This window comes from Haloarchaeobius litoreus, assembly GCF_024495425.1.
GTDB classification, from domain to species: domain Archaea; phylum Halobacteriota; class Halobacteria; order Halobacteriales; family Natrialbaceae; genus Haloarchaeobius; species Haloarchaeobius litoreus.
In genome coordinates this window covers 409,851-433,096 of the sequence record NZ_JANHJR010000004.1, presented here as the reverse complement: position 1 = coordinate 433,096, position 23,246 = coordinate 409,851, and the positions used below count along the sequence as shown (strand labels likewise).

General features: G+C 62.3%; 30 protein-coding genes and 1 pseudogene. 13 read left to right on the top strand and 18 right to left on the bottom strand.

The window, feature by feature from the left end; all coding sequences use genetic code 11:
• Window positions 1-68: 68 nt before the first annotated feature.
• The 6 genes from NOW55_RS19780 to NOW55_RS19755 all read right to left on the bottom strand — a co-directional run bounded on the left by NOW55_RS19780 (window position 69) and on the right by NOW55_RS19755 (window position 4,300).
• A complete protein-coding gene (locus NOW55_RS19780) occupies window positions 69-1,064 on the bottom strand; it encodes a DUF7972 family membrane protein (protein ID WP_256401849.1) in 996 nt (331 codons plus the stop codon).
• The gene (sp36, locus tag NOW55_RS19775; protein WP_390293646.1) at window positions 1,057-1,254 is read right to left on the bottom strand and encodes a Sp36 family protein; all 198 of its coding nucleotides are present in this window, start codon (window positions 1,252-1,254) and stop codon (window positions 1,057-1,059) included. Before sp36 (NOW55_RS19775) ends, NOW55_RS19780 begins: the two co-directional genes overlap by 8 nt.
• Before the next feature lie 249 nt (window positions 1,255-1,503).
• The gene (locus NOW55_RS19770; protein WP_256401848.1) at window positions 1,504-1,776 is read right to left on the bottom strand and encodes a HalOD1 output domain-containing protein; all 273 of its coding nucleotides are present in this window, start codon (window positions 1,774-1,776) and stop codon (window positions 1,504-1,506) included.
• Between the two features lie 55 nt (window positions 1,777-1,831).
• Window positions 1,832-2,188 (bottom strand): DUF7344 domain-containing protein, encoded by a 357-nt coding sequence (locus tag NOW55_RS19765; RefSeq protein ID WP_256401847.1) that lies wholly within the window; start codon window positions 2,186-2,188, stop codon window positions 1,832-1,834.
• Window positions 2,189-2,363: 175 nt separating this feature from the next.
• Window positions 2,364-2,879: an Lrp/AsnC family transcriptional regulator gene (locus NOW55_RS19760; protein WP_256401846.1), complete on the bottom strand. Its 516-nt coding sequence runs from the start codon at window positions 2,877-2,879 to the stop codon at window positions 2,364-2,366.
• A 197-nt stretch (window positions 2,880-3,076) separates the two neighbouring features.
• Entirely contained in the window at window positions 3,077-4,300 is a 1,224-nt protein-coding gene (locus NOW55_RS19755; protein WP_256401845.1) for a glycosyltransferase, read from the bottom strand.
• 676 nt (window positions 4,301-4,976) lie between these two features.
• Here NOW55_RS19755 and NOW55_RS19750 point away from each other — a divergent pair.
• Window positions 4,977-6,053, top strand: a complete 1,077-nt coding sequence (locus NOW55_RS19750; RefSeq protein ID WP_368407791.1) for a Gfo/Idh/MocA family protein — start codon at window positions 4,977-4,979, stop codon at window positions 6,051-6,053.
• Window positions 6,054-6,087: 34 nt separating this feature from the next.
• On the opposite strand, the gene NOW55_RS19745 is transcribed toward NOW55_RS19750, so the two are convergent.
• The 4 genes and pseudogenes from NOW55_RS19745 to NOW55_RS19730 all read right to left on the bottom strand — a co-directional run bounded on the left by NOW55_RS19745 (window position 6,088) and on the right by NOW55_RS19730 (window position 8,750).
• Window positions 6,088-6,837 (bottom strand): sugar phosphate isomerase/epimerase family protein, encoded by a 750-nt coding sequence (locus tag NOW55_RS19745; protein WP_256401843.1) that lies wholly within the window; start codon window positions 6,835-6,837, stop codon window positions 6,088-6,090.
• 169 nt (window positions 6,838-7,006) lie between these two features.
• On the bottom strand, window positions 7,007-7,834 hold the full coding sequence (locus NOW55_RS19740; protein ID WP_256401842.1) for a hypothetical protein: 828 nt from the start codon (window positions 7,832-7,834) through the stop codon (window positions 7,007-7,009).
• Window positions 7,835-7,940: 106 nt separating this feature from the next.
• Window positions 7,941-8,246: pseudogene (locus NOW55_RS19735) on the bottom strand (FkbM family methyltransferase); the annotation flags it as partial.
• Window positions 8,247-8,279: 33 nt separating this feature from the next.
• On the bottom strand, window positions 8,280-8,750 hold the full coding sequence (locus NOW55_RS19730; RefSeq protein WP_256401841.1) for a class I SAM-dependent methyltransferase: 471 nt from the start codon (window positions 8,748-8,750) through the stop codon (window positions 8,280-8,282).
• A gap of 57 nt (window positions 8,751-8,807) precedes the next feature.
• Here NOW55_RS19730 and NOW55_RS19725 point away from each other — a divergent pair, with 57 nt between their 5' ends.
• Both NOW55_RS19725 and NOW55_RS19720 read left to right on the top strand, forming a co-directional pair.
• Window positions 8,808-9,569, top strand: coding sequence for an NAD-dependent epimerase/dehydratase family protein (locus tag NOW55_RS19725; RefSeq protein ID WP_256401840.1), 762 nt, complete (start codon window positions 8,808-8,810; stop codon window positions 9,567-9,569).
• A gap of 79 nt (window positions 9,570-9,648) precedes the next feature.
• A complete protein-coding gene (locus NOW55_RS19720) occupies window positions 9,649-10,011 on the top strand; it encodes a DUF5789 family protein (protein ID WP_256401839.1) in 363 nt (120 codons plus the stop codon).
• Between the two features lie 381 nt (window positions 10,012-10,392).
• Here NOW55_RS19720 and NOW55_RS19715 read toward each other — a convergent pair whose 3' ends face one another.
• The 3 genes from NOW55_RS19715 to NOW55_RS19705 all read right to left on the bottom strand — a co-directional run bounded on the left by NOW55_RS19715 (window position 10,393) and on the right by NOW55_RS19705 (window position 12,383).
• Window positions 10,393-11,409, bottom strand: a complete 1,017-nt coding sequence (locus NOW55_RS19715; RefSeq protein WP_368407790.1) for a DUF7972 family membrane protein — start codon at window positions 11,407-11,409, stop codon at window positions 10,393-10,395.
• The gene (sp36, locus tag NOW55_RS19710; RefSeq protein ID WP_256401838.1) at window positions 11,406-11,612 is read right to left on the bottom strand and encodes a Sp36 family protein; all 207 of its coding nucleotides are present in this window, start codon (window positions 11,610-11,612) and stop codon (window positions 11,406-11,408) included. The genes NOW55_RS19715 and sp36 (NOW55_RS19710) overlap by 4 nt, the downstream gene beginning before the upstream one ends.
• A gap of 432 nt (window positions 11,613-12,044) precedes the next feature.
• Window positions 12,045-12,383, bottom strand: coding sequence for a hypothetical protein (locus tag NOW55_RS19705; protein ID WP_256401837.1), 339 nt, complete (start codon window positions 12,381-12,383; stop codon window positions 12,045-12,047).
• A gap of 170 nt (window positions 12,384-12,553) precedes the next feature.
• Here NOW55_RS19705 and NOW55_RS19700 point away from each other — a divergent pair, with 170 nt between their 5' ends.
• Window positions 12,554-12,910: a DUF7344 domain-containing protein gene (locus NOW55_RS19700; protein WP_256401836.1), complete on the top strand. Its 357-nt coding sequence runs from the start codon at window positions 12,554-12,556 to the stop codon at window positions 12,908-12,910.
• 56 nt (window positions 12,911-12,966) lie between these two features.
• On the opposite strand, the gene NOW55_RS19695 is transcribed toward NOW55_RS19700, so the two are convergent.
• Window positions 12,967-13,389 (bottom strand): type II toxin-antitoxin system VapC family toxin, encoded by a 423-nt coding sequence (locus NOW55_RS19695; protein WP_256401835.1) that lies wholly within the window; start codon window positions 13,387-13,389, stop codon window positions 12,967-12,969.
• 3 nt (window positions 13,390-13,392) lie between these two features.
• Window positions 13,393-13,668: an AbrB/MazE/SpoVT family DNA-binding domain-containing protein gene (locus NOW55_RS19690; RefSeq protein WP_256401834.1), complete on the bottom strand. Its 276-nt coding sequence runs from the start codon at window positions 13,666-13,668 to the stop codon at window positions 13,393-13,395.
• A gap of 311 nt (window positions 13,669-13,979) precedes the next feature.
• Here NOW55_RS19690 and ric point away from each other — a divergent pair, with 311 nt between their 5' ends.
• The 5 genes from ric (at window position 13,980) to NOW55_RS19665 (ending at window position 17,516) form a co-directional block, all read left to right on the top strand.
• Window positions 13,980-14,687: an iron-sulfur cluster repair di-iron protein gene (ric, locus tag NOW55_RS19685; protein WP_256401833.1), complete on the top strand. Its 708-nt coding sequence runs from the start codon at window positions 13,980-13,982 to the stop codon at window positions 14,685-14,687.
• Between the two features lie 204 nt (window positions 14,688-14,891).
• Window positions 14,892-15,359 carry a metal-dependent transcriptional regulator gene (locus NOW55_RS19680; RefSeq protein ID WP_256401832.1) on the top strand — a complete coding sequence of 156 codons (468 nt, stop codon included), beginning with the start codon at window positions 14,892-14,894 and terminating at the stop codon, window positions 15,357-15,359.
• A gap of 129 nt (window positions 15,360-15,488) precedes the next feature.
• Window positions 15,489-16,550: a DUF2249 domain-containing protein gene (locus NOW55_RS19675; RefSeq protein WP_256401831.1), complete on the top strand. Its 1,062-nt coding sequence runs from the start codon at window positions 15,489-15,491 to the stop codon at window positions 16,548-16,550.
• 283 nt (window positions 16,551-16,833) lie between these two features.
• Window positions 16,834-17,214 carry a cupin domain-containing protein gene (locus NOW55_RS19670; protein ID WP_256401830.1) on the top strand — a complete coding sequence of 127 codons (381 nt, stop codon included), beginning with the start codon at window positions 16,834-16,836 and terminating at the stop codon, window positions 17,212-17,214.
• Entirely contained in the window at window positions 17,211-17,516 is a 306-nt protein-coding gene (locus NOW55_RS19665) for a cupin domain-containing protein (RefSeq protein WP_256401829.1), read from the top strand. Before NOW55_RS19670 ends, NOW55_RS19665 begins: the two co-directional genes overlap by 4 nt.
• 284 nt (window positions 17,517-17,800) lie before the next feature.
• Here the strand turns inward: NOW55_RS19665 and sufB are convergent, their stop codons facing one another.
• Window positions 17,801-19,231 (bottom strand): Fe-S cluster assembly protein SufB, encoded by a 1,431-nt coding sequence (sufB, locus tag NOW55_RS19660; RefSeq protein ID WP_256401827.1) that lies wholly within the window; start codon window positions 19,229-19,231, stop codon window positions 17,801-17,803.
• A 295-nt stretch (window positions 19,232-19,526) separates the two neighbouring features.
• On the opposite strand from sufB, the gene NOW55_RS19655 reads away from it, so the two are divergent.
• A complete protein-coding gene (locus tag NOW55_RS19655) occupies window positions 19,527-19,841 on the top strand; it encodes a CGCGG family putative rSAM-modified RiPP protein (protein ID WP_256401826.1) in 315 nt (104 codons plus the stop codon).
• 211 nt (window positions 19,842-20,052) lie between these two features.
• Entirely contained in the window at window positions 20,053-20,676 is a 624-nt protein-coding gene (locus NOW55_RS19650) for a DUF7998 family protein (RefSeq protein ID WP_256401825.1), read from the top strand.
• An 87-nt stretch (window positions 20,677-20,763) separates the two neighbouring features.
• Here NOW55_RS19650 and NOW55_RS19645 read toward each other — a convergent pair whose 3' ends face one another.
• Together NOW55_RS19645 and NOW55_RS19640 are read right to left on the bottom strand one after the other, a co-directional pair.
• The gene (locus NOW55_RS19645) at window positions 20,764-21,252 is read right to left on the bottom strand and encodes an NUDIX hydrolase (protein ID WP_256401824.1); all 489 of its coding nucleotides are present in this window, start codon (window positions 21,250-21,252) and stop codon (window positions 20,764-20,766) included.
• Complete coding sequence (locus tag NOW55_RS19640; protein ID WP_256401823.1) at window positions 21,245-22,093, bottom strand: hypothetical protein; 849 nt, start codon at window positions 22,091-22,093, stop codon at window positions 21,245-21,247. Before NOW55_RS19640 ends, NOW55_RS19645 begins: the two co-directional genes overlap by 8 nt.
• On the opposite strand from NOW55_RS19640, the gene NOW55_RS19635 reads away from it, so the two are divergent.
• Both NOW55_RS19635 and NOW55_RS19630 read left to right on the top strand, forming a co-directional pair.
• Window positions 22,068-22,481 carry a hypothetical protein gene (locus tag NOW55_RS19635; RefSeq protein ID WP_256401822.1) on the top strand — a complete coding sequence of 138 codons (414 nt, stop codon included), beginning with the start codon at window positions 22,068-22,070 and terminating at the stop codon, window positions 22,479-22,481. The genes NOW55_RS19640 and NOW55_RS19635 overlap by 26 nt on opposite strands.
• Before the next feature lie 539 nt (window positions 22,482-23,020).
• Window positions 23,021-23,224 (top strand): hypothetical protein, encoded by a 204-nt coding sequence (locus tag NOW55_RS19630; RefSeq protein WP_256401821.1) that lies wholly within the window; start codon window positions 23,021-23,023, stop codon window positions 23,222-23,224.
• Window positions 23,225-23,246 lie beyond the last annotated feature (22 nt).

Genomic DNA, 23,246 nt, shown 5'->3' with positions numbered 1-23,246 from the left:
TCTCCGTCCGGGCTCCGTCGCGTCCACATGGGCGACCTGCGTAGTACGCGTTCGAACCCTGTCGCAGGTCAGCTGAGCATGAGCGGTCCCATCGAGAGCGTCTGTTTGGCGAGCGTCGCGAGCCGCAGGATGTAGGATGTGAACAGGAGAAACGGCAGCACCGAGATGGCAAACGCGGCGCTCACGACCCAGAGAATGCTCTCGATGCCGAGGAACGTGCCGGGGAACGTCGTCGGGTCGACGAAGACGACCATCCCCCCAGCGACGGTGAGTGCGATCACCGCGGCGTACAGGATGGCTCGTGAGAGTTTCACCAGCGCCCACTGGATGTAGAGGTCCTTGATGTACTCGCGGACCACCCCGTACATCGTAAGCGCCTCGAGCAGGTTTCTGAACGCGCTTCGTTCCTCGTCGGTGAGGGAGGCTTCGTACTCCATCCCGATCCGGCGAACGTCGTGCATCTTCCGATCATAGCTGTAATCGAGCGCGGGCGATAAGACGTCGAAGGTGCCGAAGTCGGTGTCTTCGAGGTGGGTGCGTGCGTGGTCGGCGTTCTCCAACAGGTCGGTGACGTACTCGTCCACCTTCCTGGAGAGCTCCTGGTTTTCAGTCTCGGAGAGTGTGTCCCGCAGTGTCTCTGCTCGCTGTTCGCTCGTTTCGATGAGTGCTTCGAGGTAGGCCGCTGGGTCGGCGGGCGTCGTCATCCCGAGAAGGCTATCGGTGTTCTGGCGGAAATCCATCGTCCGGTCCATCCGACTCCGCTGGTTCCCGAGGGAGCCGATTTCCTGGGAGAGGACGAGCTGATTGATCGTGACGACGAGCGTCGTTCCCGTGATGATCGCGCCGACGAGACCGGCGAACACCGTCTCGACCATGTCGCTCGACTGCATGGTCGAGTGCAACGACACCGGCTTCGTCACGCCCCAGATCATGAAAACGAAGAAGATCAGGAACGCGAGCCCGCCGGCGACGACCCACCGGTTGGCCCCGAGCAGCAACCAGAACCAGTACCTGTTGACGTCCGTCCGCTCACGGAGCGTGGTGTCCGTCGAGAGGTCACTCATGGGAGACTGGGCGTTTGAACAGCAGTAATTTCGTGCCGCCACCGTCGTAGCTGATCGTCTCCGCGAGTTCCCAGCCCTCTGCACCGAGGCGGTTGAGTTCGTCCGTCGGGTCGACCGTCTCTCGCTTGGTCAATCCCTTTGGCGGTTCGAGTGTCCTGTATTCCCATTGTTGGTGCATTTCGGTTCCCATGAGTTGCTATCGTCTCTCACGGTGATGACTCTGCTGACAGGTTGTTACCCATCGTGTACTGGTCGAGAACGGAGCGGTGTGCTCGTGCAGTGTCGGTTATCGCAATCACGAGCCTCGCCTCGGCTGGAACCCCTCCTTCAGAGAGAACATCGCACGAACCATCCCCTCGCCAACGATGCGAGTTGACCGCTGGCCCCGTCCGACCGAGCGTGGATACACTACCTTTGTCTGGCATTCGGCCGACAGCGGTTACGACACACGGACGAACTCCGCGGTGCCGCTCTGCTCGACGGTGATGCGGTAGCCGCTGTACGTGAATTCGACCGTCATCTGTGCCTCTGGTGACGGCGGGTTCGAATACAACTCCGATATCATCCCATCGATGCAGTCGTAGGTCGATGTCAACTCGTCCGCTGGCTTTCCTTCGAGCTCAGCGACAACTTCCGCTATCGCAACAGCCGGCTCCTCTCTGTCAGTGTTCAGTTCTCGGCGAACGATCTCGTGGTCGTGGGCTTCTGTCATAGTAGCTCTCTGGGTCGGCGTCGTGGACGGGATTGATGTGGTCGAGGCAGTGTTCTCAATCGCCCGCGGCGGGCAGTGCATAGCCGTCGATACGAGCCGAATCGTCGATGAACTGGGCGTGGCCATTCATCCCGACGAGTTCGATCGATTGCCCATCCTGTACAGCCGTGATGAGGCCGGCATCAGCGAGTTTCGGGAGGTGCGTGTGATGAAGGGCGACCTCGATGTGTTCGGGCGTCTCCGTCCCGGCCGTCGCGGATGGACCGTCCAGTTCGTTGGTCAGCATCGCTGTGAGGGTATCGATGGCGACCGCCCCGGAGTGTTTTCGCAGGTAGTACAACACGTAGCGACGGTAGGGATGCGCCAACACGCCGAATGTCTCGCCCAGTTCTGCGGTGTTCGATGATGCCACGACCAACCCTTCGGACCGCACCACCTTATTATCTTTTTTGCTATAATTCTACATAATTGATAATATCGAGCGAGACCGGACGTTTGCTTGACTTTCCCAAGAGGTCGAGGTCAGTAGACCGGGGGACGCGGGAAGGAGTTCAGTACTCCAACTGACCCCGGATCTCGGCGGGCGACTATTCGTCTGTCGAACCGATCTCATCGGGCGTATCGGCGTCCTCGCCGGCGAACTCCTGATGGAAGTGATTCCACGGCTGGATGTGTTCTTCCGCCAGAATGTTGCTACTCACGATTCGCAGGCCGAGGCTGTCCAACTGGTCCGTACTCTCTTCGATCTCGGAGGTTGATTCGGCGACGACCTCGACGTGGAGGTTCTCCTCGCCGGACAGCATCTGCCGGACGTTGACGACACCCCGAACTTCAAGGGCTTTCTCCGCCATCTCCGACCGGTTGGAGAGGTCGGTCGAGCAGATGAACAGGACCTGCATCGGATAGCCCGCCTTCTCGTAGTCGATTTCCGGATGGTAGCCGGTGATGATGCCCTGGTCCTCCAGCCCCTTGATGCGGTTATGGATGGTCGTGCCAGTGACGTCCGTCTCGTTGGCGATATCCGTATCGGAGGCCCCGCGGGCGTCTATCTGCAACAGGTGCAGGATGCGCCGGTCGAGGTTGTTGAGCGGGTCATCGTTCATGACAGTCCATTCGTTGCCGAGTCAGTTGAGTTGCTCGCCCAGACCGGACGCCCGTGGAGTCCTCCACTGTACCGACCCCTCAGAGTGATCGGTCGACGGTACGAGGAATATCAGGTCGTACGATCGACGTGGTCTGTGTAGTCGATCGTCGGATTCATCCTGGTCTGAAAACGGCAGGCAATCTCCTCGCATCTCTATCAGGACGACCCGGCGAACTGATTCGAATCGACGGACCGATGAGGTTCACCGTCTGTGCCGTGTTGTATGCGGTGGTAAATCCGTCGGTGGTCGGTGCCGACCTGCTCGAAACTGTTGGCCTGTTTGTACTGGGCGATGCTCTCGGCGAGTCCCGTTCGGCGGCTCCCACCTTCGAGAAGTTGCCGGACGCGCTCGACCACCTCGTCGACGTCGGAGATATCAGTGGTCTCCGGCGTTCCCCACGTCCCCTGGATGCGTTCGAAGTACCTGGCGTCGCTGGCGAGGACCGGAAGTTCCTGCGTCGCACACGCGTTGAACGTCCCGCTCTGTGTCACGACGCGGTACGGAAGCACGGCAAGGTCGGGCGCTTTGAGGGCAGTCCAGTAGTCGCGGTCGTCGAGGACGCCCGTGACGGTCACGTTGTCCGGTGCCTCCGATCTGATCTGTTCCGCAAACTCGAAGTCCTCGCCCTTCGGTCGTGCACCGCCTGCGATCATGAACTCGTATTCGGGGAGTCTCGACGCGACCTCGATGAATATATCGTGGCCCTTCGGTGGTCGGATGAATCCGGGGATGGCGATGACCGTCTCGTCTTGGTCGTAGCCGAACCGTCGCTTGGCTTGCGCCTGCGACACGTCGGGCGATACGTCGGTGTTCACGCCGTGTGAGAGCAGGCTATACTCCTCCGTTCCGAGCGCGATGTCGTCTCGGAACTTCGAGGCGCAATCGGGTGCGAGAAAGATAAGGTGCGTCGAGCAGATCGCCAGAAGCTTGTGCATCGTCAGGAGATAGAGTCTGACCGAAAACGGTGCCTCGTCCGGCTCGAAATCGAGCACCGAGTGCATCGTAACGACGATGTCTTTCGACTGGAGTGCGCAGGCGACGTAGAGCACCGGGAAGAAGACGACGCCGAGCACGCCGGGATACTTGCTTCCCGGGCGGCGAAAGAGCCCGTACTCGTGTTGTACGTGGACCACGTCTCCGCCCCTGCGTGCCGCGCGCAGAGCGAGCTGCAGAAAGCCAGCGACCGAGTGCTCGTCCTGCGGGATCTCGACGACCTCTGCGTCAACTGCGTCGATGCCGTCGATGAGGTCTCGCGCGTACGTACCGATTCCACACGAGCCATCACCGGGTGTTGTTACCATCGCAATACGCTTCAGATCGCTCCGACGCGTTTGCGATACTGTTGTCTGTTCAGTCGGAGTGCTGGACTGTTTGCTCATAGTTAAAAAATTGAATTCCCGACACCGATCGGCGGAATTGCCGACTCAGCCTGGTTACGACGTACTCTGTGGGTCTTCATTGGCCGACTCCGTGGTAGGAGAACATGGATTGACTCGCTTATCACCCTTCTCATCGTTTATCGAGCCGCTCCGGGCTTACTGGGACCCTTGCATCAGTTTCTTCCAGCATCGTTGTGGCGAGAGGAGTACTCCGAAATCTGACCAGTATACCCCGATCACTGAGCGAGAACGCACCACGACGACCAGCATCTCCAACCCGATTGAGACAGACTAAAACCTCCGAAGCACGGTTCTACTCTCCTGCGGGACCGTCTCATTCTATTGCGGGTCTCGATTCGGGGTGACTCACCGCCGAATCATGTTCGATATACTTTACTTACTGAGCGAGAGGGACAGTAATCCTATCCAATAACGATCGTGATCGACAGTCCCACACGAAACTGGCGGGACCGTAACTGGATAGCGGCTGGTTATCAAACGTTCGTAACTAAATGTGTCCAGTAATAAGCCATATATAGAGAAAACCCCTGGCGGCTAATATGAACAGCAACCAAAGAACGGCTGTGGCGATAAATACTGCATTAATCGACCGGTCGGTACCGCGCTGGGCAACGCATCTGTCGTCTGCTCCCACAACGAGGGGTGTCTCCCAGTCGTGACGTCGTTCGACATCGCATTCATCGGAACCGGAGCAAACCCCGACGAACCCTCCGTCGATGGGTTTGCCATGGCTTACCAGCACGCCGAGGCCTACGAGCAACTCGACAACTGCCGACTCGTCGGCTGTGCCGACATCGTCGAGGAGAACGCCGCTGCGTTCGCTGAGGAGTTCGACATCCCGGCCGAAGGCGTGTTCACCGATTACCAGGAGATGCTCGCAGCGCTGGAACCGGACATCGTGAGCAACTGCACGCCGCCCGCGACCCACGCCGATCTCGTCGTCGGAACCGCCGAGAGCGGCGTCGTCGACGCGATCCACTGTGAGAAACCGATGTCGCTCACGTGGGGCGGCAGTCGTCGGATGGCAGAGGCCTGCGAGCGCGAGGACGTGCAGCTGACGTTCAACCACATGCGTCGTTTCGGTGACCCCTTCCGGGTCGCGAAACAGCGACTCGACGACGGCGCGATCGGTGACCTCCGCCGCATCGAGTACAGCTGGGGCAACTTCTACGACAACGGGACCCACGCCGTCGACATGTGTAACTACTTCAATGACGAACACAGCGCGAAGTGGGTCATCGGGCAGCTGGACTACCAGGAGGAGGACATCCGGTTCGGCACGCACAACGAGAATCAGGTGCTCGCGTGCTGGGAGTACGAGAACGGTGTCTTCGGGATGGCCGCGACCGGTCCGGCTGCCGACGTCGCCGACGGTGACTGGCGTCTCGTCGGCAGCGACGGCTTCATGGACGTCCACCTGACCGAGAAACTCGCCGTCAACGTCTACAGCACCGACTCGGACGCCTGTGAGGAACTGACGTTCGAGGAGCTCGCCCCGGGAACGTCCTGTATCGACAGGGCGATCGGAGACATCGTCGACGCGCTCGAGACGGGACGGCGCTCGGAGCTCGACGCGAAGAACGCACTCAACGCGACCGAGATCATCTTCGCCGGCTACGAGTCGGTTCGTCGCCGCGGCCGCGTCGATCTCCCGCTGGACATCGACGACAACCCGCTCGAATCGATGGTCGCGGACGGACAGCTTTCGCCCGCCTCCTCCGGCAGCGACTGAACGAGCTCGCAGCGGCTCCTTCGACGAATATCGGCTACTCCATCGCTCGCTGAAACGCCTCGACCGCTTCGACGACGGCCGGGGTCGGATCGTCCGGGTCGGCCTCGTATTCGATGACGAGTGGCTGTGCAAGGTTCGTCTCCTCGTCGAGCATGTCGAGCAACTCCGGGATGTCGAGCCGACCGCTCCCTGGAATCGCCTCGGTTTCCTCGTCGACGAAGTCCTTCACGTGGAGCGCGAGGACGCGTTCGCCGAGAGTCGGAAACACGTCAGATGGCTCTTCCCCGGACCGGAGGTAGTGACCGGTATCGACGCAGGCCCCCAACCGGGTGTCGTCTGTCTCGTCGAGGACGCGTGTGACATCGTCCACCGTCGAGTAGGTCGCGCCGGGACCGTGGTTGTGGATCGCCAGATCGAGATCGAACTCCGCAGCGACGGAGAGCAACCGCTCGCGGATGTCCTTGTCGGCCGGCGGGAACTCCAGTGAACAGTACTCTCCCCCGAGGTGGTCGATCATCGACATCGTCTCCCGGATATCCGATTCGTCGTCCTCGGCGTCGAACTCCACGACACCGTAGCCACAGATGTCGATACCGGTGTCCCCGAGGTCCTGTCGGATCGTATCGACCGCGTCGCGTTCGGTTTCGGGCGTGACGTGTTCGTGGCACAGTTCGATCGCCGACACGTCCGTGTCCCCGAGTTCCTGACAGAGGTCGGGCACGCTGAACTCACGGTACGTGAAACTCTGGACGCCGAGGTCGTACCGTCGTGCTGACTTGCTCACGGCTTCCCTCCGCACGACCGTTCGTGCTCGGTGACCTGCGAGTGTTTCTGACGGTGCATCGTCAGTGCATCGCCTCGGCGTCCAATAGTTATTGAGCACTTAGACGCTGTGAGCGCAGAGCGCTCGCCGCCGGGCGGACAGCCAGCGAACCGACCCTTTCACGGAACCGTCACTCTCCTTCGAACGCCGACGCCGATGCGTTCGTGATGCCGACCGAGACCGATCCGGCGGTCGTCCGCCCGACCGTCTCGATGTTACTCCCGAGAAACGCCGCGTCGATGCGCGTCTCCACCGGTGCCTCGTGTCGCCACAGCGTTCCGTGGACGTTTGCGCCGTAGAGCATCCCGAACCGGTTGATCCCACTGTTTTCGCCGACGATCCTGACACCGTCGGCACAGGCTTCGACGTTGAGCCACTCCACGACGTTCGCCATCGAGTAGCCCCGAAAGTCCATCGAGAGGCCCTGTCTGCTGCTGACCGACCCTGTGATCCCCCCGAACTGGAACTGTCTGAGTTCGAGTGCGGTGCCGCCGACGCAGTTGTGGACGCCGAAGTGGCGGGTGTTGAGGACGTGATTGAGTCGACAGGCGGCAGTTCCATCGGACGAACCGTTGTTCGTCGCGAACGATAGCCGACAGCTGTTGTACGCGTCGGTACACTCGTCGGTGCCCAGCCGAAAGAGGACGCCTTCGCGGGCACCCTGAAACCTGACGCCGGAGATATCGATATAGAACAGATCTCCCCCTTCGGAGTCGACGAGCGAGAAGCCGTCCCCTGCGCCGCTGCCGAGATCGAGGACGCTCGTCCCGAGTCCCGCGCCGCGGATCGCGACGTTGTCGCCAAGCGAGCCGTAGTCGGCGAGGTCGACGGTCGTCGGTTCACAGTCGTGGGTCCCCGGCGGGACCCAGATGATACCGCCCTGCTGTTCGGCGAGGCGTCGGAACGCGCCGGTCCAGTCGCCGTCGGTGAGCGTGACGATACCCGGAACGTCTTCCATAGCAGTAGCTTCCCGTGACAGGTGAAGACTATTCGGCGCTTATACGCGGAACAGGCGCGATACCACGCCCTGCAGGGAACCCTCGGGCCTTGGGCTGAGGAGGATGTCAGTCCGGAGAACTACCTGAGGCGGGTGTTGTCGCCCACAGAAACTCCGTGTTACCCCGCTCTTTCACTGTCGTGACTTCGAAACCGGTGTCCGTCAGTCGTGAGGTGACCTCGTCGACGTGCACGTGGTCGGTGTGCACCTCGATAAACAGGTCTCGGCACGCGTAGAGCGTTTCCTCACCGCCATCGAGGACCTGCAGTTCGGCACCTTCCACGTCGATTTCAGCGACGGTGGGCTGTGGGAGGTCTTCCCGTTGGACGATTGTGTCTACCTGCGTCACGGAGATTTCGGCGACATCGGTTGCGTCGTCGGTGGGTACGACCGAGAACTCGCCGGTTCAAAGTTCTCGTGGGGAGCGTCGTGGGTGGACCAGCGATGCTGTCCCCTCGTAGTCAGCGACCGCCCTCTGGTACACCGTGACGTGGATGTCGTTAAACTCGGCGTTTTCCCGCAGTCGAGTTGCCGTCCTTTCGTGCGGTTCGAACGCGACGACGTGGTCTGCGTGATGACCCGCGAAACAGGGGATGTCCGTCTCGTACATCAGCGTCCGAATCCGTCGATCTTCCCGACCCGTCTCGGTGTGAAATGCCGCTTCGGTATCGCCGACGGTCCGGTCGACTGTCCCCGTTTTGAAGAACCATCTCAGGAGCTGTTCCTGAGCTTCCGTACTGGATTTCTGTTCGGGGGAGAACGTGTCCACGATGAGACCGACAACTGTTTCCCGGCAGTTTGTTAGACGAAAAATATCCTGGAAAATATAGGTCTGCCCGGGGTAGGTGTGTGTCGACAGTGTCTCTGTGGAGATCATCTCGATCGTTCCGACACACAATCAAGTTACAGTGCTGGGACGGTAACTAGACCCGGTATGCACGTTGCCATCACGGGCGCGGCTGGAAAGGTCGGACGCGTCGCCGTCGGCGCGTTCGACCGGGACCAGCTCACTCTGTTGACACACCACGAACACGAGGAGATGAGCAGTGAATTGCTCGACGCTACGGACAGAGATGCCTTCGTCGATGCGCTTGACGGTGTCGACGTGCTCGTCCACCTCGCGTGGGTTCCGGGGGAACGTTCAGACTGGAGCGAGGGTGAGGAGGCGAACCTCCGGATCACGACGAACGCGATGGCGGCCGCCCGCGAGAACGACCTCGACCGCGTCGTCATGGCGAGTTCGGCCCACGTCCACGGGATGTACAACCGCGACGATCCATCGAGGTTCGAATCGACTGTCGAGAATCCGACGACGACCATCGATACGGAGACGCCGCCGCGACCGGACTCCTACTACGGCGTCGCCAAAGTCGCTACCGAGGCGCTCTGTTCCTACAATGCCGACCGGTACGATCTCGACATCGTCGTCGTTCGCATCGGATGGCTGATGTCACGAGAGGAGTTGCGGGAGATGGAGTCGGAGGCCGCGGACCGGTATCGCTTCGCCCGCGCGATGTGGCTCAGCCACCGGGACTGTCGGGCGCTGCTGCGCGCGGCCGCCAAGACACCGATCGATCACTCGCCGGTTATCGCACACGGGATCTCGGCCAACGGCGACCGATACCTCACCCTGACGGAGACGATGCAGCACCTGGATTACCGACCGCAGGACGATTCGGCGGCCGTCCTCGACTAGTGTCCGCTAGCGGGCCACGTCGAACGGGACAACCCGTGCCTGCGCAAATTCCTTGGTGCCAGTCCACGTATAGCCACGTATGGCACCTCCTGACGAAGCCAGCAGCGACGGGCCCAGCGACTCGCGTGAACATGGCGTCGAATTCGGACCGCTGATGGAGCAACTCGAATCGCACGAGTATCCGACGACGCTGGAGGAACTGCTTGCGGCGTACGGCGACGCCGAACTGGATCTGGTCGACGGTTCGACGACGCTTCGCGAGGTTCTCGGCGAACAGAGCGAGAGCACCGGCGAGCAACGCTACGAGTCGGCAGAGGAAGTCCAGCAGTCGGTTCTGAATATGGTCGGCGAGGCTGCTGTCGGCCGAGAGGGGTACAGCGACCGGGGCGGAGAGACTCCAGATGAATCGGCCGACAGCGACGAGGAACCGGAGTCGGTGTAGGGTCGGCTGTGCGTGCGATTCGGTCGCCTGGGTCGTCGCCCTGTCACAGGTCGCTGCTGTCCCTTGCATCTCGCCCCACGACCGCACGAGCAAAGGCGAGACAGTTCGTCATGGACTCATTCGGACAGCTCCGTCCCAATCCCTGCACCGTGGGCCCCGGGGGTGACGCGTAGCCAACGAATCTGGCTGTCCGTTGCGTCGACGAAGCCGTGGATTCCTCGTTCCTCGTCGACTATCGCTTCGGCGTGAAGAGGAGTCATTCGGCCCATCGAGACGCTTGGCCAGTCGACTGTCCGTGAACACCTCGTCGGTGAGATGCGGAACGGTCGCAATACTACGGCCTTCAGGCCATGGATACGTGCCATCACTTTGGGTGACGCCTCAGCGTTGTGATTCTCGGAGGATCAGCGGCTCGATGGCAAGTGTCCGTTTCGCGATGGTGACGATGCGGAGGACGTACGAGACGAACAGCATGAATGGGACGAGCGTCACCGCAAACGCACCGCCCACGACGAGGATGATGTGATCCAGACCGAGTGTGCTTCCAGGGAACGTCCCCGCATCGACGACTGCGACCATGATACCCGCAACGGCCAGTGCCGGGACCGCGGCGTAGAGAATCATCTGAGAGAGGTTGATGAGTGCCCACTGGAAGTACAGCGTCTTGATGTGTTCGCGCGCCGGACCGAAGAGGGACAGCGCTGTTTTGAGGTCGGCAAGCAGGCCGTGTTCCTCCTCAGTCAGACTCGCTTCGTATTCGTTCGCGAGCCGTTCGACCTGGAAGATCTTCCAGCTGTAATTGAAGTTCAGTGCGGCGAATACCACATCGAACGAGCCGAACTGGGCACCCTCGAGTTGCTCACGTACCGTCTCGGCGTTCCCGGTGACGCTTTCGGCGAACTCCTCGACCTCTTCTCGGAGGTTCTCGTCATCGTTCTCGCCAACGGACTCCCGGAGAGCTGTCGTCCGTTGTGCCGTGACTCCGATTATCTGACGGAGGAACTCGGATGGGTCGGCAGGACTCGGAGACCCGATCAATTCCTCAGTGAACTCCCGGAAATCCATCGCATTGGACATGCGCTCGCGTTGATCGCCGAGCGGGCCGTTCTCCTGGGAGAGGACGAGCTGACCGATCGTGACGACGAGTGTCGTCCCAGTCACGATGACCGTGATCATCGTCGAGAACATCGTGTCGATCATGTCGCCGGACTCGATCTGCCGTGAAAACGGTGGGTTGAGGAACGCGACGGCGATCACGAACGCGACGAACACGGCACAGGTCAGGACGCTGGAGACGACAAGGCGGTTCGCGCGCAGCAGCAACCAGAGTTTCGTCCGACTCTTGCCCGAGCGCTCACGCATCGTGTTGGCCGTACTGAAGTCGGTCTCGTCGGTCACACTGGTTCACCCGATTGGGCAGGTCGCTTGAAAACGAGGTACTTGGTGCCGCCTCCCTCGTAGTCGATCGTCTCCACGAACTCCCAGCCCTCTGCACCAAGTCGATTCAACTCTGCTTTCGGATCCTCTGCTTCTTTTAGGGTCTCATCGCGCGGTGGACGAAGCGTCTCGTACTCCCAACGGGTCGCCTCTGATTCGGACATCACTACTAGTTGGTACTGCAGCCCTCTAAATCACGCTCCACCACTGGATGGAGTGAACAGTTCCTGGTCGAGCAGATGGGCCGCTTGGACGCCCAGCAGTACAACGCTCAAGCACTGGGGCACCGAAGCGGACCATTCATGACTGGCACTCCTTCACGCCGCCGGGTCGTCGCGACGATAGAATTACCAGGGAACAGCCCGTAGTTCGAGTGATGTCCTCTAGAAGTCCGGCGAAACGACTGAAGCAGAATCGATGGACGACAGTGAACATCGCGTCCATACTCGTGCAGGCCGGCCTCGCGCTCCGTCGAGGGGACAAGAAGCGCGCTGCACTCCTCCTCGGAACAGCAACGATCGCACCTCGGCATCGCAGACTCTCGTACGTTATACAGGGGGCACTCACGGCAAACGACGTTCGCAAGAAGTTCACCGCTAGTCGGTAGCATCGACCGTCTCCCCCCTGGAGAAGACCTCGAAGCGATCACGGCGGATGAAAGAGTATCCATCGCGGACCTGGCCGGACTCCCAGTAGACGTTTTCCTGTGTGCCGTCGGAGCTTTCTTGTGCCGAGTCCACACGGAGTCTGCTGGACAACGCGAACAGCGAACGGGCGAGTCGCACGCAGGACCGCTGTCGGTCGAAACGAACCCACTGTTGCAGTGGACCCGAATCACCGGAAACAGATGGGTCGTCTCCGCGGTTGCGGTGGTACTTGTCGGTCTTGAGTTCGTCGGGTGTGGTGTGGCCGGGCGAACTCGTGCCCTCGTTCACGGAGGGACATGTGGTTCAGACGATTCGTGAAAGGATGCCGTCATCAACCAGTCTGCCCGCCTCGCTTTGCTTGGGAAAGTCAAGTGTACAGCCGCATTCGCTTGCATATATAATTTGGGTGGAATTATCGGTAAAAAGAGGTTAAGGCCGTCCAGACCAACGGGTAGTTGATGGCATCACAGAGCACGACCGGACTGAATAAGACGTTCGATTTACTGACACATCCGTCCCGGCGATACGTCCTGTACCTCCTGACGACGGAGTCCGAGGTGATGGACATCGAAACGCTCGCGGCTGCACTCGCCAACTGGGACGAGGGTCAATCGCCGGTAGACGAGAGCGACAACAGTGCCAGCATCGAGGTGGCGCTTCATCACACCCACCTCCCGAAACTTGCGGAAGCCGACCTCATCACGTACGACGTGGACACCGGCATCATCGAGCTCAACGGAACGAAGGGCCACGGCCAGTTAATCGCGACAGCCGCTCGCGTAGACGGCTACAAGCAGGCCAGTGCTGGCGATTAGGCGGATATCTCTACTGCCAGTCAGAATCGGACGTGTCGTCCCCTGGGGCCCCAACGCTACGACTCTTCGACAGGGTCAACGACGGTGAGCCAATCGAGCGACGCTTCGAGACGTTTGAGCCCACCATCGTGAGTCCAGAGTTCAGTCACGCCGTTTCTGTCCATCGCTGCGACGACGGTCGCGTCACGTCCACCGATGCCAGTGTCTGGATGACTGTGTAAAGTCTCAGCAGCTGCGGACACGTCGTTCTGAGTGAGTTCCGCTGTCGTCACGTCCTCGAGGTGCAGGAACTGGTCGATAGCCTGCTGGCTGTCCGCAAGCTGGTGCTGCAGGTAGTGGACGACCTCCATCTGGAGGACGGTCGTGCTGAACAGCGGTTCTTCAGCGAGAATCCCGGAGACGGAGTCGCTGACGGCGTCGTGTTCCGAGAGCGTCTCGTCGAGATAGTAGATCCAGATATTGGCGTCGAGACAGTACATCGCTCAGGAAGAGTTCGGGAGGTCAGCTGTCCAGTCAGACTTGATATCGGACGGCGTAAGCCGCTCGGCGGACTCTGCACGGGTCTCTTCGGTGATGCAGCCCTCCATCGTCTCGATGAACTCACCGCGCGAGATACGTGGGCGAATCACTACCGTTCCGTCTTCGATGTCGATATCCACCTCCTCGCCGGGATCGATGTTAAGTCGGTCACGGATGGATTTGGGAATCGTGACGCGACCTTTCGAATCGACCTGTCGCTTCTCGTTGTCCGCACTCATCGGTCTTGCTTCCCACTACGGTGGGAGACAGTAAAAAGATTGGCCGGGGGTCCGATTACCCACGGCCCTCGTCGGAAGCCTCGCCAGGTGGCTCCCTCGACAAGCGGTCGAACCGTGATTGCCCATCTTCACGGCGCTGCTCTGTCTCCTGGTCCCGAGACCGAATCAAAACGGGCTCGTCCGACACGCCGAACACGGCGTCCTGATGACGACCACCTCGGGGAGTATGCCGCGGGCTACGGCGAGTTCGTCGACGCGGAACTGTTCGGGTGAATCCTCAAGGGAGCCCCCGGCCAACCATCGGACGTACAATGACTGACACGGTCGACCCGGAGCGGTCAGTCGGTCCGCTCGTCCGGGAGCACCCCGCCTACGCGACGGTCCTCGAATCGGTCGGTATCGACTACTGCTGTGGCGGCGAGACGAGCCTCGCAGCCGCCTGTACCGAGGCAGGGGTCGACCTCGACGGTCTCCTGGAACGCCTCGCGGCGACCGAACCGGACGCGGACGGCGACCCCGAGTGGGAGACCCAGACCAAGCTCATCGAAGACATCGTGTCGACACACCACCAGTACCTCCGCGAGGAACTACCCTCACTGGAGGGCCTCGTCCGGAAGGTGGCCAGGGTCCACGGCGAGAACCACCCGGAACTCCGCGAGGTCCAATCGGAGTACCTCGAACTCGCCGAGGGGATGAAACGCCACATCGACGAGGAGGAGACGGAGCTATTCCCGATCGTCGAGCGGCTCGATCGGGGTGAGTCGCTGACCGACGCGGAGCGGGAGCAGCTCGAGGCCGAGATCGAGAGTCTGGAAACCGATCACGAGGAGACCGCGGACCACCTCGACCGGCTCGCGGCACTCACCGACGACTTCGCCGTGCCCCAGGACGCCTGTGCCAGCTACGAGGTGATGCTCGAACGACTCGAAGCACTCCAGACCGACACCCACCGCCACGTCCACAAGGAGAACAACGTGCTGTTCACCGACGCAGAACAGCAACTTCAGGCCACCTTTTGAGGGCTGCTCGCCGCTCCAATGCGGCCGAATCCCGCGGCCCCGGTTCGGTACGAATCTGCGATAGAGCCGACCGACACCACCGCGGTACCGCCATCGTGTCTGCCGGCAGTTCACTCCGTTCGTCTATGACATCCCCCCGGCGTTCACGCCGGGACGAAGGGATTCGGGAGTATCCTTTCGAGGATGGACGACCTTCCGGGAGACATGGCTTCGGAACCGCAGGTCGGACCCTCGGCGTCGCTTCCGCACTCGCTGTCGGAAACCGAGCGGCGTGCTGCCCGGTATCTCTTCGCGATCTCCGACCTCTCGGAGTCGGGCACGGACCGGATCACCACCAGTGAACTGGGGAACTACTTGGGTGTGGCTCCGGCCAGCGTGACGGAGATGGTATCGAAACTCGACGACCGTGACCTGGTCGCGTACGAAAAGTACCGGGGAGTGACGCTCACCGAACAGGGTCGCTCCCTCGCGACACGCGCCGGCTGGCGGTTCTGCGTCGTCTCGACCTTCTTCGACTCCGTGTTGGACCTCGCGGTCGACGACGAGACGGCGTTCGATTTCGGGGTCGTGCTGTCGAGAGACGGGATGCTCCGCCTCCACGAGATCGTCAACTCGGCCTGTCTCGAACTCTGTCCGGGCTCCAACCCCGATGCGAACGGCTGCGCGACGTGATACCCTTTCCCAGTGTATCGTCCTGAAGTACTGGCCCGGTCAGCGGGAGGATACTGGCCATCCCAAAGGCGAGCCGAACCTCTTCGACGCAAGGACCAACTGTTCACGTCGGGTCCGTTCAGTGGAGAGATGGCAATCGAGATGGACCTGCAGGAGGTAGAGGAGACGGAACTCCGTGAACAGCTCTTCGACACCCTCACCGAAGTGGACCCGGGGGACACACTGGAGATCGTCGCCGACCGGGACGTCGACGTTCACCTGCTCCGATACCAGATCGAGCACGAGCGCGCACTGAGCTGGGCGTACGCGCATCCCGACGCGGAACCGCGTGAACTCGCCGTGACCGTCGGTGAGGCACTCGGGGACGACGCGCTCGCGACGGTCGACGTTCGTGACCTGAAACCACAGCGCCGGCACGAGGCCCTCCTCGGAATCTTCGAAGAACTGGCGGCCGACGAGGGGTTCGTGCTGGTCAACGACCACGATCCCAAGCCGCTGTACCACGAACTTCGGTCGATGCACGGCGACGGAATCGACTGGGAGTACGCCAGTCGCGGGTCGGGCGAGTGGCACGTCGAGATCGTCAAGACCGCCGACTCCGAGAGCCGCTCGGGGGACGTCGTCACGCAGTACGACGTTCGCGAGATTCCCAAACAGGAACGGCATCCCACGATCCACCATCGCTACGGGATGATCCCCGAGGGAGGGACGATGGAACTCATCGCCCCACACGAGCCCCGTCCACTCCACCAGGAGTTCCGGCAGCGGTACGGTGACTCGTTCAGCTGGGAGGTCGTCGAGTCCGAACCGGGACGGTGCCGGGTGCATATCACGAAGGGGGCGGGTGGGGCCGACGACGCTTCCGGTTCGGCCGACTCCGACGGTTCGGCGTCACCGACAGACGGCGAGGCGATAGAGGTCGTCGAGGAGCTCGACGTCAGGCAGCTCCCGCCAGCTCGACGCCACGAACAGATCTTCGAAGCGTACGACGAGCTGGAGACCGGCACGGGCTTCGTGCTCGTCAACGACCACGACCCGAAGCCACTGTACCACCAGTTCGATGCCGAGGCCGGTGCGGAGTTCCGCTGGGAGTACCGCCAACGCGAACCCGACGAGTTCAGAGTGCTGATCGGGAAGGCCGACACGAAGACGGGCGACGCGACCAGTGGGGAACCGGAAGCCCCGTTCTGACGCCCACAACGGCCGTCACCGAGTCCGGAGACGGGCCACACTGAACTCATGTTGGGGTCGCGGCAGGCGCACCGAGCGGTCCGACGGGACCGCCGCCGAGGCCAGGCGTCACACCGTCCGTCCGTGGCGAATATGTTCGGGCCAACCTCTTTTGCGGTGCTCGTCCGAGTTGGGCCTGCATGTATTTAGGCCAGCCTAAAATTTCGAGGAGGAACGGCGCGTCACTACCCCTCGTTCACCACAGTTCCAGCGGGTGTGGCGTCTGCCGAACGGAGGGGTCGGTGTGACCGCGACCGATTTCGACTCCGAGCGGGCGTACGACGACGACCGGTTCTCGGCGGTCGAAGTGTTCCGGAGTGACCGGATGAAGGTCGTCTGTGGCTACTTCGAACCGGGGCAGTTTATCCCGGTGCACGCCCCATCCAGCGACGTTGCGATCTGCGTCCAGTCCGGGACCGGACTGGTCCGCGACGGTGACGAGGAACATGCCGTCGAACCCGGCGACGTCGTCGTCGTCCAGGCGGAGACCGACCGTGGAATCAGAGCCGATGAGGACTCGCGGCTCGAAGCGCTCCTCGTGACCGCGCCGCCACCCACCGACTCCGAACACGAACCGGTCCGACGCGGACTCGGGCAGAACGAGTTCGACCCACAGAATCCATGACCACGATCACGACGCTCGACGAACTCGATGGACAGCCACACGCGAACGTCTTCCCCGATGCGGAACCGAAGACGATCAGACTCACGCTCGACGCGGGCGAGGAGGTCCCAGCCCACGCGCATCCCGACCGCGAGATCGTCCTCTATCTCGTCGACGGGAGGCTCGAGCTCCGACTGGGCGACGAGACACACGAACTGAGTGCGGGCGACGTCGTCCGCTTCGACGGTGACCAGGATATCGCTCCCCGAGCAGTCGAGGAGACGACCGCGCTGATCGTCCTGGCGTCGCGGACGGACGACTGAGACGGGACTCGACGGACCGGGACGTCGCGGGCGATGTCTGTGGTCCGATTCGTGGGCCGACGACGTCCATGGGTCCTGGAAGGCCGCGATAGCCATGCATGTTCAGACGAATCCCATCCCGAGCGCCCGTTTCACGCACCAACATCCGAGCCGAATCCCAGCACGTGGACTGGACCGAGAGGACACCGCCCGGGCTCTACCTCTTCTGAGACGACGTGTGACCTGGGATTCACGGGTTCCCGTGGAGAACACCGCCGACCGTCCTGGTCCCGCCGGCCGCACGCCTAACCGAGGCTCCCGTCCATCTCGAGTTCGATGAGGCGGTTGAGTTCGACCGCGTACTCGATGGGCAGTTCCTCCGTGAGCGGTTCGATGAAGCCGGCGACGATCAGCTTCTTGGCGTCGTCCTCGTCGAGCCCCCGGTTCTCGAGGTAGAAGACGTCCTCGTCGCCGATCTTGCCGACGGTCGCCTCGTGGGCCACGTCGACCGTCGACTCCCTGATCTCCATGTACGGCATCGTGTCCGACGTGGACTCGCTGTCGAACATGAGCGCGTCACACTCGACGCTCGTCGAGGAGTGCGCCGCGCCGTCGGCGATGTGGACGAGGCCACGGTAGTTCGTGCGGCCGCCGTCCTTCGAGATGGACTTGGACTCGATGGTGGAGTGGGTGTCAGGTGCGGTGTGGTACACCTTCGCGCCGGTGTCGATGTTCTGGCCCTCGCCGGCGAACGCGATGGTGACGTGGGTGTCCGTCGCGCCCCGTCCCTTCAGGATGGTCGCCGGGTAGAGCATCGTCGCCTTCGAGCCCATGCTGCCCGAGACCCACTCCATCGTCCCGTCCTCCTCGACGATGGCACGCTTGGTGTTCAGGTTGTACGTGTTCCGAGACCAGTTCTGCACCGTCGAGTACTGGACGTGTGCCCCCTCCTTCACGAACACCTCGACGCAGCCGCTGTGGAGGTTGTGTTCACCGTAGTGCGGTGCCGAGCAGCCCTCGATGAGATGGACCTCGGAGTTCGGCTCCGCGATGATTATCTTGTGTTCGAACTGGCCCATCCCCTCGGCGTTCATCCGGAAGTACGCCTGAAGTGGCATCTCGACGGTGACGCCCTCCGGCACGTAGACGAACGAGCCGCCGGACCAGACCGCACCGTGCAGCGCGGCGAACTTGTTGTCACTCGGAGGCACACACTTCGTCATGAAGTGTTCACGGACGAGGTCGGGATACTCCTGGACGGCCGTGCCCATGTCACAGAAGACGACGCCCTTCTCCTCGAACCGGTCTTTCATGTTCTGGTAGACCACCTCCGACTCGTACTGTGCACCGGCCCCGGAGAGGGACTTCTCTTCGGCCGCCGGAATCCCGAGCCTGTCGAACGTGTCGTGGATGTCCTCGGGGAGGTCCTCCCACGAGTCGACGCTGCGCTTCGACTCGATATCCGGTCGCAGGTACGGGACGATCTCGTCGAGGTCGAACCCCGACAGGTCCGGCTGTCCCGGCCAGTCGGTCGGCATCGGCATCTGCTGGAACTGTTCGAAGGCGTCCAGTCGCCGCTCGAGCATCCACGCTGGCTCGTCCTTCTCCGCGGAGATGAGCCGAACGGTCTCCTCCGTGAGGCCCGTCTTGGATTTGAACACCGCCAGCACGTCGTTCTTGAAGTCGAAGTCAGTTCGAGATCCGGTCAGGTCGAGGTGGTCGTGGTCGTGGCTCATACTCTGTCGGTGGTGGGTGGTTCGGGTGTTCCTTCGGGCCAGTGCTTCTCGAACGAGCTGTTTCCGCGTGCGCTCCGGAGCCCCTGGACGACATCCGGCTCCCCGTACTCCGGTTCGGTGACTGACCCTGATAGCACCATCCCCGAAGTCGTTCGGTCCCGTCCGCCTTCGAGTCCCATCGGCAGGTAGGCTGGTCATCGACCCAGAGGTACCGCGGTGGAGCGGCCGTGTTACCGGAGAACCCGTTCCACCGACCGAAATCGTATACGTTCCCCGACCGTACTGCATCGTGACGATGTCGAGTACACCCCACGACCACGACCACGACGCCGAACCGGTCACGGACCGCGTCCACGACAACTCCTGGTCGGCCAACCTCGAGAAGCCGGAGCACGGGGCAGACCGGGAACTGGTCGTTCAGCACGCGGTCGACGCCGTCGAACACACCGCTGAGGGGAACCACGTCAACCTGGTCACCCACGGTGAACATGGCCACCCGTCGGAGTACCTCTTCTCGGTGCTCGAAGACGAGTTCGGTGAGACGGACGTCGACTGGGAGTACATCGAACAGTGTGGCTGTGGCGGCCACGTCGTCCGCGTTCACGTCTAAAGTTCGTCGCCGTCACCCCCTTTCGAACTGCACACGGGTCCGTGTCCAGGGGGGTTCGGACTCCGTGAAACACGGTGGCCGAATCCGTTCCGTTCGCTGCTGAACCCACAGTTCACTGGTGTGGCAGGCGGGAGCCCACGGCTTCAATCGGAGGTCGATGGCGAATATCTCCGGCAACAGGTGTACGTGAACAGGTGACGAACCGGCGGGTATGCCCAGTTTCCCATCCCCGTTCGGCAACGACGACGATTCGTTGTTCGACAGCTACGATGAGTTCGTTCCGGACCACAACCCCCCGGCGGACGAGTTTCTCGACGGGCACGACGTACTGGCGGGCACCGACCACGTCGCCTTCCATCGGCTGACGCGCGAGCTGTTCGAGGAGCGGAAGGTGTACGACATGACGTTCAACTACAACCTCGCCAGACTGAATCTGGACACCCGCCACAAGAACGCCGGCTACCGGTACGCCGTCGAGGTCGACAACGGTACCGAAGCCATCGACGACGATAGCATTGAACGCGTCCTGCGTGCGGAGTTCACCCCGACGACGCCGTTCTGCCCACAGACTCATACGCTGACGATCGGCTCGTTCAGGGCGTGGAACGGGCTCGCGGACCGCCACGAGTACGACCTCGTCCGGGTCCGTGCGGCTCCGATGCACCACCAGAGCAATGCCATCAACGACCAGCTCGCGGAACTCGAACGAACGTTCCGACGCACCGGTGACGTGACGGTCGAGCCCGAAGACAGCGCCGAAGTCGGGTCGAACCCGATGGAGCGAGCGATGGAAAACGAAGGTGCCAGCCGCGGCTCCCCGGATGCCCCGTTCTGATCCTGACCTCCTCTACGAAGCGAAGGCCACGGGCGAGCTCCTGCTCCACTCCCGGAGTCGTGCTCGGTCACCGCGACGCTGCCGGCATCAGGGCTCCAGCAGGCTCGCGATGGGGTCGAGCGTGTCGGCCGGCACCTCGGCCGGGTCGATCCAGCCGCACTCGACGATTCCCTCGTCCACGTTCGGAACGGGTTCGCCGTCGAGCGTAGTCTCGAAGACCGAGTAGAGGCTGGTCGTGTTTGAACGGGTCGTGTGGTCGTACTGGCAGCGGGCGACGATGGCACCAAGGCTGCACTCACAGGAAATCTCCTCCCGAAGCTCACGGGCGAGGGACTCGCGTGGCGTCTCGCCGGGGTCGATGCCACCGCCGGGGAGCGTCCAGAAGGTGGTGCCGTCGGCGCGACGCTCCCTGACGAGGAGGACGCGGTCACGTGACTGGACGAGTGCCTTGGTGCCGAACCGTAGCCTGCGGCTGCTGGCCTGCCGCAGCTGGCTCGGGGTGGGGGACTGGACGAGGCGGTCCTGCTCGGCGGTGGGCACCGTCGGGTCGGTCGGCGGCTGGGGGGCGTCACTCATCTCCTGCGCCATCGAGTGGGTGTGGCTTTACTATAGGTACGTTAAGCAGTCTGGGAGCCGAATACGGTGTGGCTAAACTGGTGTCGTCGTCACCCGGGGTCCCGCCACCACAGAGGAGTACGTCGCCGTTAGTGTAGAGACGGCTCCGCGTCGGGCTACAGATCCGGTCCTGGCCGACCTGTGAGAGCTTGGTGGAGTTGTTCACACCGACGACGAGGGGCGCATCCTCGGTCTGGTACTCGTGGTAGACGACGAAGTCGTGTCTGGCGCGTGAATCACGTGGGACGTCCACGAGACCGGCGAGGTGGCTATCGGTGCGCCTGAAGACGGCCGTGTACGGGGCGTCGGTGTACACCGGCGGGAGTCGCCCACCGATCATGTCGCCGATGTTGCGTGCGCCGTCGACCTCAGTCTCGGTGAAGGCGTAGCGTTGCTGTTTGGACTCGAAGACCGGGCTGTCCAGCGTTGCGGCCCCTGAGACGAGCATGATGCTCGGGGAGGAGACGACCAGCAACAGCAGCCCGACGACCATCGGCCGGCGGTCGAGTCGGGCCGTAAGGTGGCGCAGCCCGAACACACCGAGGAACACCATTGGCACGTACATGAACGCGTACCAGCGGCCCGGCAGGAACAGGCTGACGTCGAGAATCGGGAGCGCGAGGACGAAGACGGGCATCACCGCGACGAGGGTCACCTCCAGCAGCCGACCGGGGCTCCGGTTGCCGTACTCGAGCACGCTGGGCGTCCCGACACCCGCCAGGAGGACGAGGAAGCCGAAGACATTGATGTAGGCGATGAGTTTCACGAGCAGCGAGGTGGCCGGCAGCTCGGCGTTCAACATCTCCGAGATCGGTGACTCGTCCGTCGAGGACGTGAACTTTGTCGGCAACCACTTCGAGGACATCAGTAACTACGTCGTCGCCGCCGGCTCGGTGACCGAGCCGATACGGTTCCTGAGCAACTCCCTCTCCGAGGTCAGCGGGTCGTTCGCGGCCATCCTGGGTGGCGACCCGAACCTCGTCGCCGCGAGCGATTTCAACCGCTACGGTGGCCGAGGGTTACTGGTCCGCGCGGGCGGACTCGTGACGGGGAACAGCTTCTCCCGTGGCAGCAACGACGCGGCCCTCGTCTACCAGACCGACGACGTCGCCGTGACGAACAACAACTTCTCCCAGACCGGCGGCAGCGACATCAACCTGATCGTCGCCGCGGACTGCATGGTCGTCTAGAACGACATCGAGACCGAGATCGAAGGTGATGGAGGGGCGACGTCATCAGACACAACTTCGGTCACCGGACCGCACAGATCGGGACCCACACGGCGAGCGGGACCGGTGACCGTTCGTTCGACATCCCCCACGACCTCACCGGCGCTCCCAAGGTCGCCAACGTCTGGGCCGAGAGCGCGGACGCGGCGGGGTCGTACTACGTCGCCGCCAAGGACGCCGACAGCGTCACCATCACCTACGAGTCGGCCCCGCCGTCGGGGTCCGGGAACCTGACCTGGGGGTTCGAGCTGTCGACGCACTCGGAGTGAGGTGCGAAATCGTCGCCAAGCGCCTCTGGAGTTCGAGGATTTTCGCTTCCACTTCCTCACCGGCTATCAACCCGACGTCGGCCGCGAGGTGTAGCCACACCGTCTCGACGCGACGTCCGGACGGGGTGCCTCGGCGTACCCCCGGGAAGCTGTCATGTGGCAGAGTATCTTTTCGCGGGGGTCCCGAACCTCTACCCAGAGTCGAACACGGCAGAGCACGAGGTGGATCAGATGGGGTCCACCCCGAAAGGGCGAGACGAGTGGGAGCCATCCCGGAAGGCGCACGACGAGCTGGTCGTTGCCACAGTCACGAGCCGGTCCGACGACGTGGCGGTGTGCGCCATCTCGTCGCTACCGCGGAGCGAGCACGTGCTGGAGGCCGAATGGATCGCGGCCACGGGAGACTCGTTCGTCGCACTCGACAGGATGCGCTGACCCCGTACGGGACTGTGGCCCG

What these genes read in the sequence shown, in the direction of transcription:
- NOW55_RS19780 (WP_256401849.1), bottom strand. Translation starts at nt 1,064, where the DNA reads ATGAGTGACCTCTCGACGGACACCACGCTCCGTGAGCGGACGGACGTC.
- sp36 (WP_390293646.1), bottom strand. Translation starts at nt 1,254, where the DNA reads ATGGGAACCGAAATGCACCAACAATGGGAATACAGGACACTCGAACCG.
- NOW55_RS19770 (WP_256401848.1), bottom strand. Translation starts at nt 1,776, where the DNA reads ATGACAGAAGCCCACGACCACGAGATCGTTCGCCGAGAACTGAACACT.
- NOW55_RS19760 (WP_256401846.1), bottom strand. Translation starts at nt 2,879, where the DNA reads ATGAACGATGACCCGCTCAACAACCTCGACCGGCGCATCCTGCACCTG.
- NOW55_RS19755 (WP_256401845.1), bottom strand. Translation starts at nt 4,300, where the DNA reads ATGAGCAAACAGTCCAGCACTCCGACTGAACAGACAACAGTATCGCAA.
- NOW55_RS19740 (WP_256401842.1), bottom strand. Translation starts at nt 7,834, where the DNA reads ATGGAAGACGTTCCGGGTATCGTCACGCTCACCGACGGCGACTGGACC.
- NOW55_RS19730 (WP_256401841.1), bottom strand. Translation starts at nt 8,750, where the DNA reads ATGATCTCCACAGAGACACTGTCGACACACACCTACCCCGGGCAGACC.
- NOW55_RS19725 (WP_256401840.1), top strand. Translation starts at nt 8,808, where the DNA reads ATGCACGTTGCCATCACGGGCGCGGCTGGAAAGGTCGGACGCGTCGCC.
- NOW55_RS19720 (WP_256401839.1), top strand. Translation starts at nt 9,649, where the DNA reads ATGGCACCTCCTGACGAAGCCAGCAGCGACGGGCCCAGCGACTCGCGT.
- sp36 (WP_256401838.1), bottom strand. Translation starts at nt 11,612, where the DNA reads ATGTCCGAATCAGAGGCGACCCGTTGGGAGTACGAGACGCTTCGTCCA.
- NOW55_RS19700 (WP_256401836.1), top strand. Translation starts at nt 12,554, where the DNA reads ATGGCATCACAGAGCACGACCGGACTGAATAAGACGTTCGATTTACTG.
- NOW55_RS19695 (WP_256401835.1), bottom strand. Translation starts at nt 13,389, where the DNA reads ATGTACTGTCTCGACGCCAATATCTGGATCTACTATCTCGACGAGACG.
- NOW55_RS19690 (WP_256401834.1), bottom strand. Translation starts at nt 13,668, where the DNA reads ATGAGTGCGGACAACGAGAAGCGACAGGTCGATTCGAAAGGTCGCGTC.
- ric (WP_256401833.1), top strand. Translation starts at nt 13,980, where the DNA reads ATGACTGACACGGTCGACCCGGAGCGGTCAGTCGGTCCGCTCGTCCGG.
- NOW55_RS19680 (WP_256401832.1), top strand. Translation starts at nt 14,892, where the DNA reads ATGGCTTCGGAACCGCAGGTCGGACCCTCGGCGTCGCTTCCGCACTCG.
- NOW55_RS19675 (WP_256401831.1), top strand. Translation starts at nt 15,489, where the DNA reads ATGGCAATCGAGATGGACCTGCAGGAGGTAGAGGAGACGGAACTCCGT.
- NOW55_RS19665 (WP_256401829.1), top strand. Translation starts at nt 17,211, where the DNA reads ATGACCACGATCACGACGCTCGACGAACTCGATGGACAGCCACACGCG.
- sufB (WP_256401827.1), bottom strand. Translation starts at nt 19,231, where the DNA reads ATGAGCCACGACCACGACCACCTCGACCTGACCGGATCTCGAACTGAC.
- NOW55_RS19655 (WP_256401826.1), top strand. Translation starts at nt 19,527, where the DNA reads ATGTCGAGTACACCCCACGACCACGACCACGACGCCGAACCGGTCACG.
- NOW55_RS19650 (WP_256401825.1), top strand. Translation starts at nt 20,053, where the DNA reads ATGCCCAGTTTCCCATCCCCGTTCGGCAACGACGACGATTCGTTGTTC.
- NOW55_RS19645 (WP_256401824.1), bottom strand. Translation starts at nt 21,252, where the DNA reads ATGAGTGACGCCCCCCAGCCGCCGACCGACCCGACGGTGCCCACCGCC.
- NOW55_RS19640 (WP_256401823.1), bottom strand. Translation starts at nt 22,093, where the DNA reads ATGTTGAACGCCGAGCTGCCGGCCACCTCGCTGCTCGTGAAACTCATC.
- NOW55_RS19630 (WP_256401821.1), top strand. Translation starts at nt 23,021, where the DNA reads ATGGGGTCCACCCCGAAAGGGCGAGACGAGTGGGAGCCATCCCGGAAG.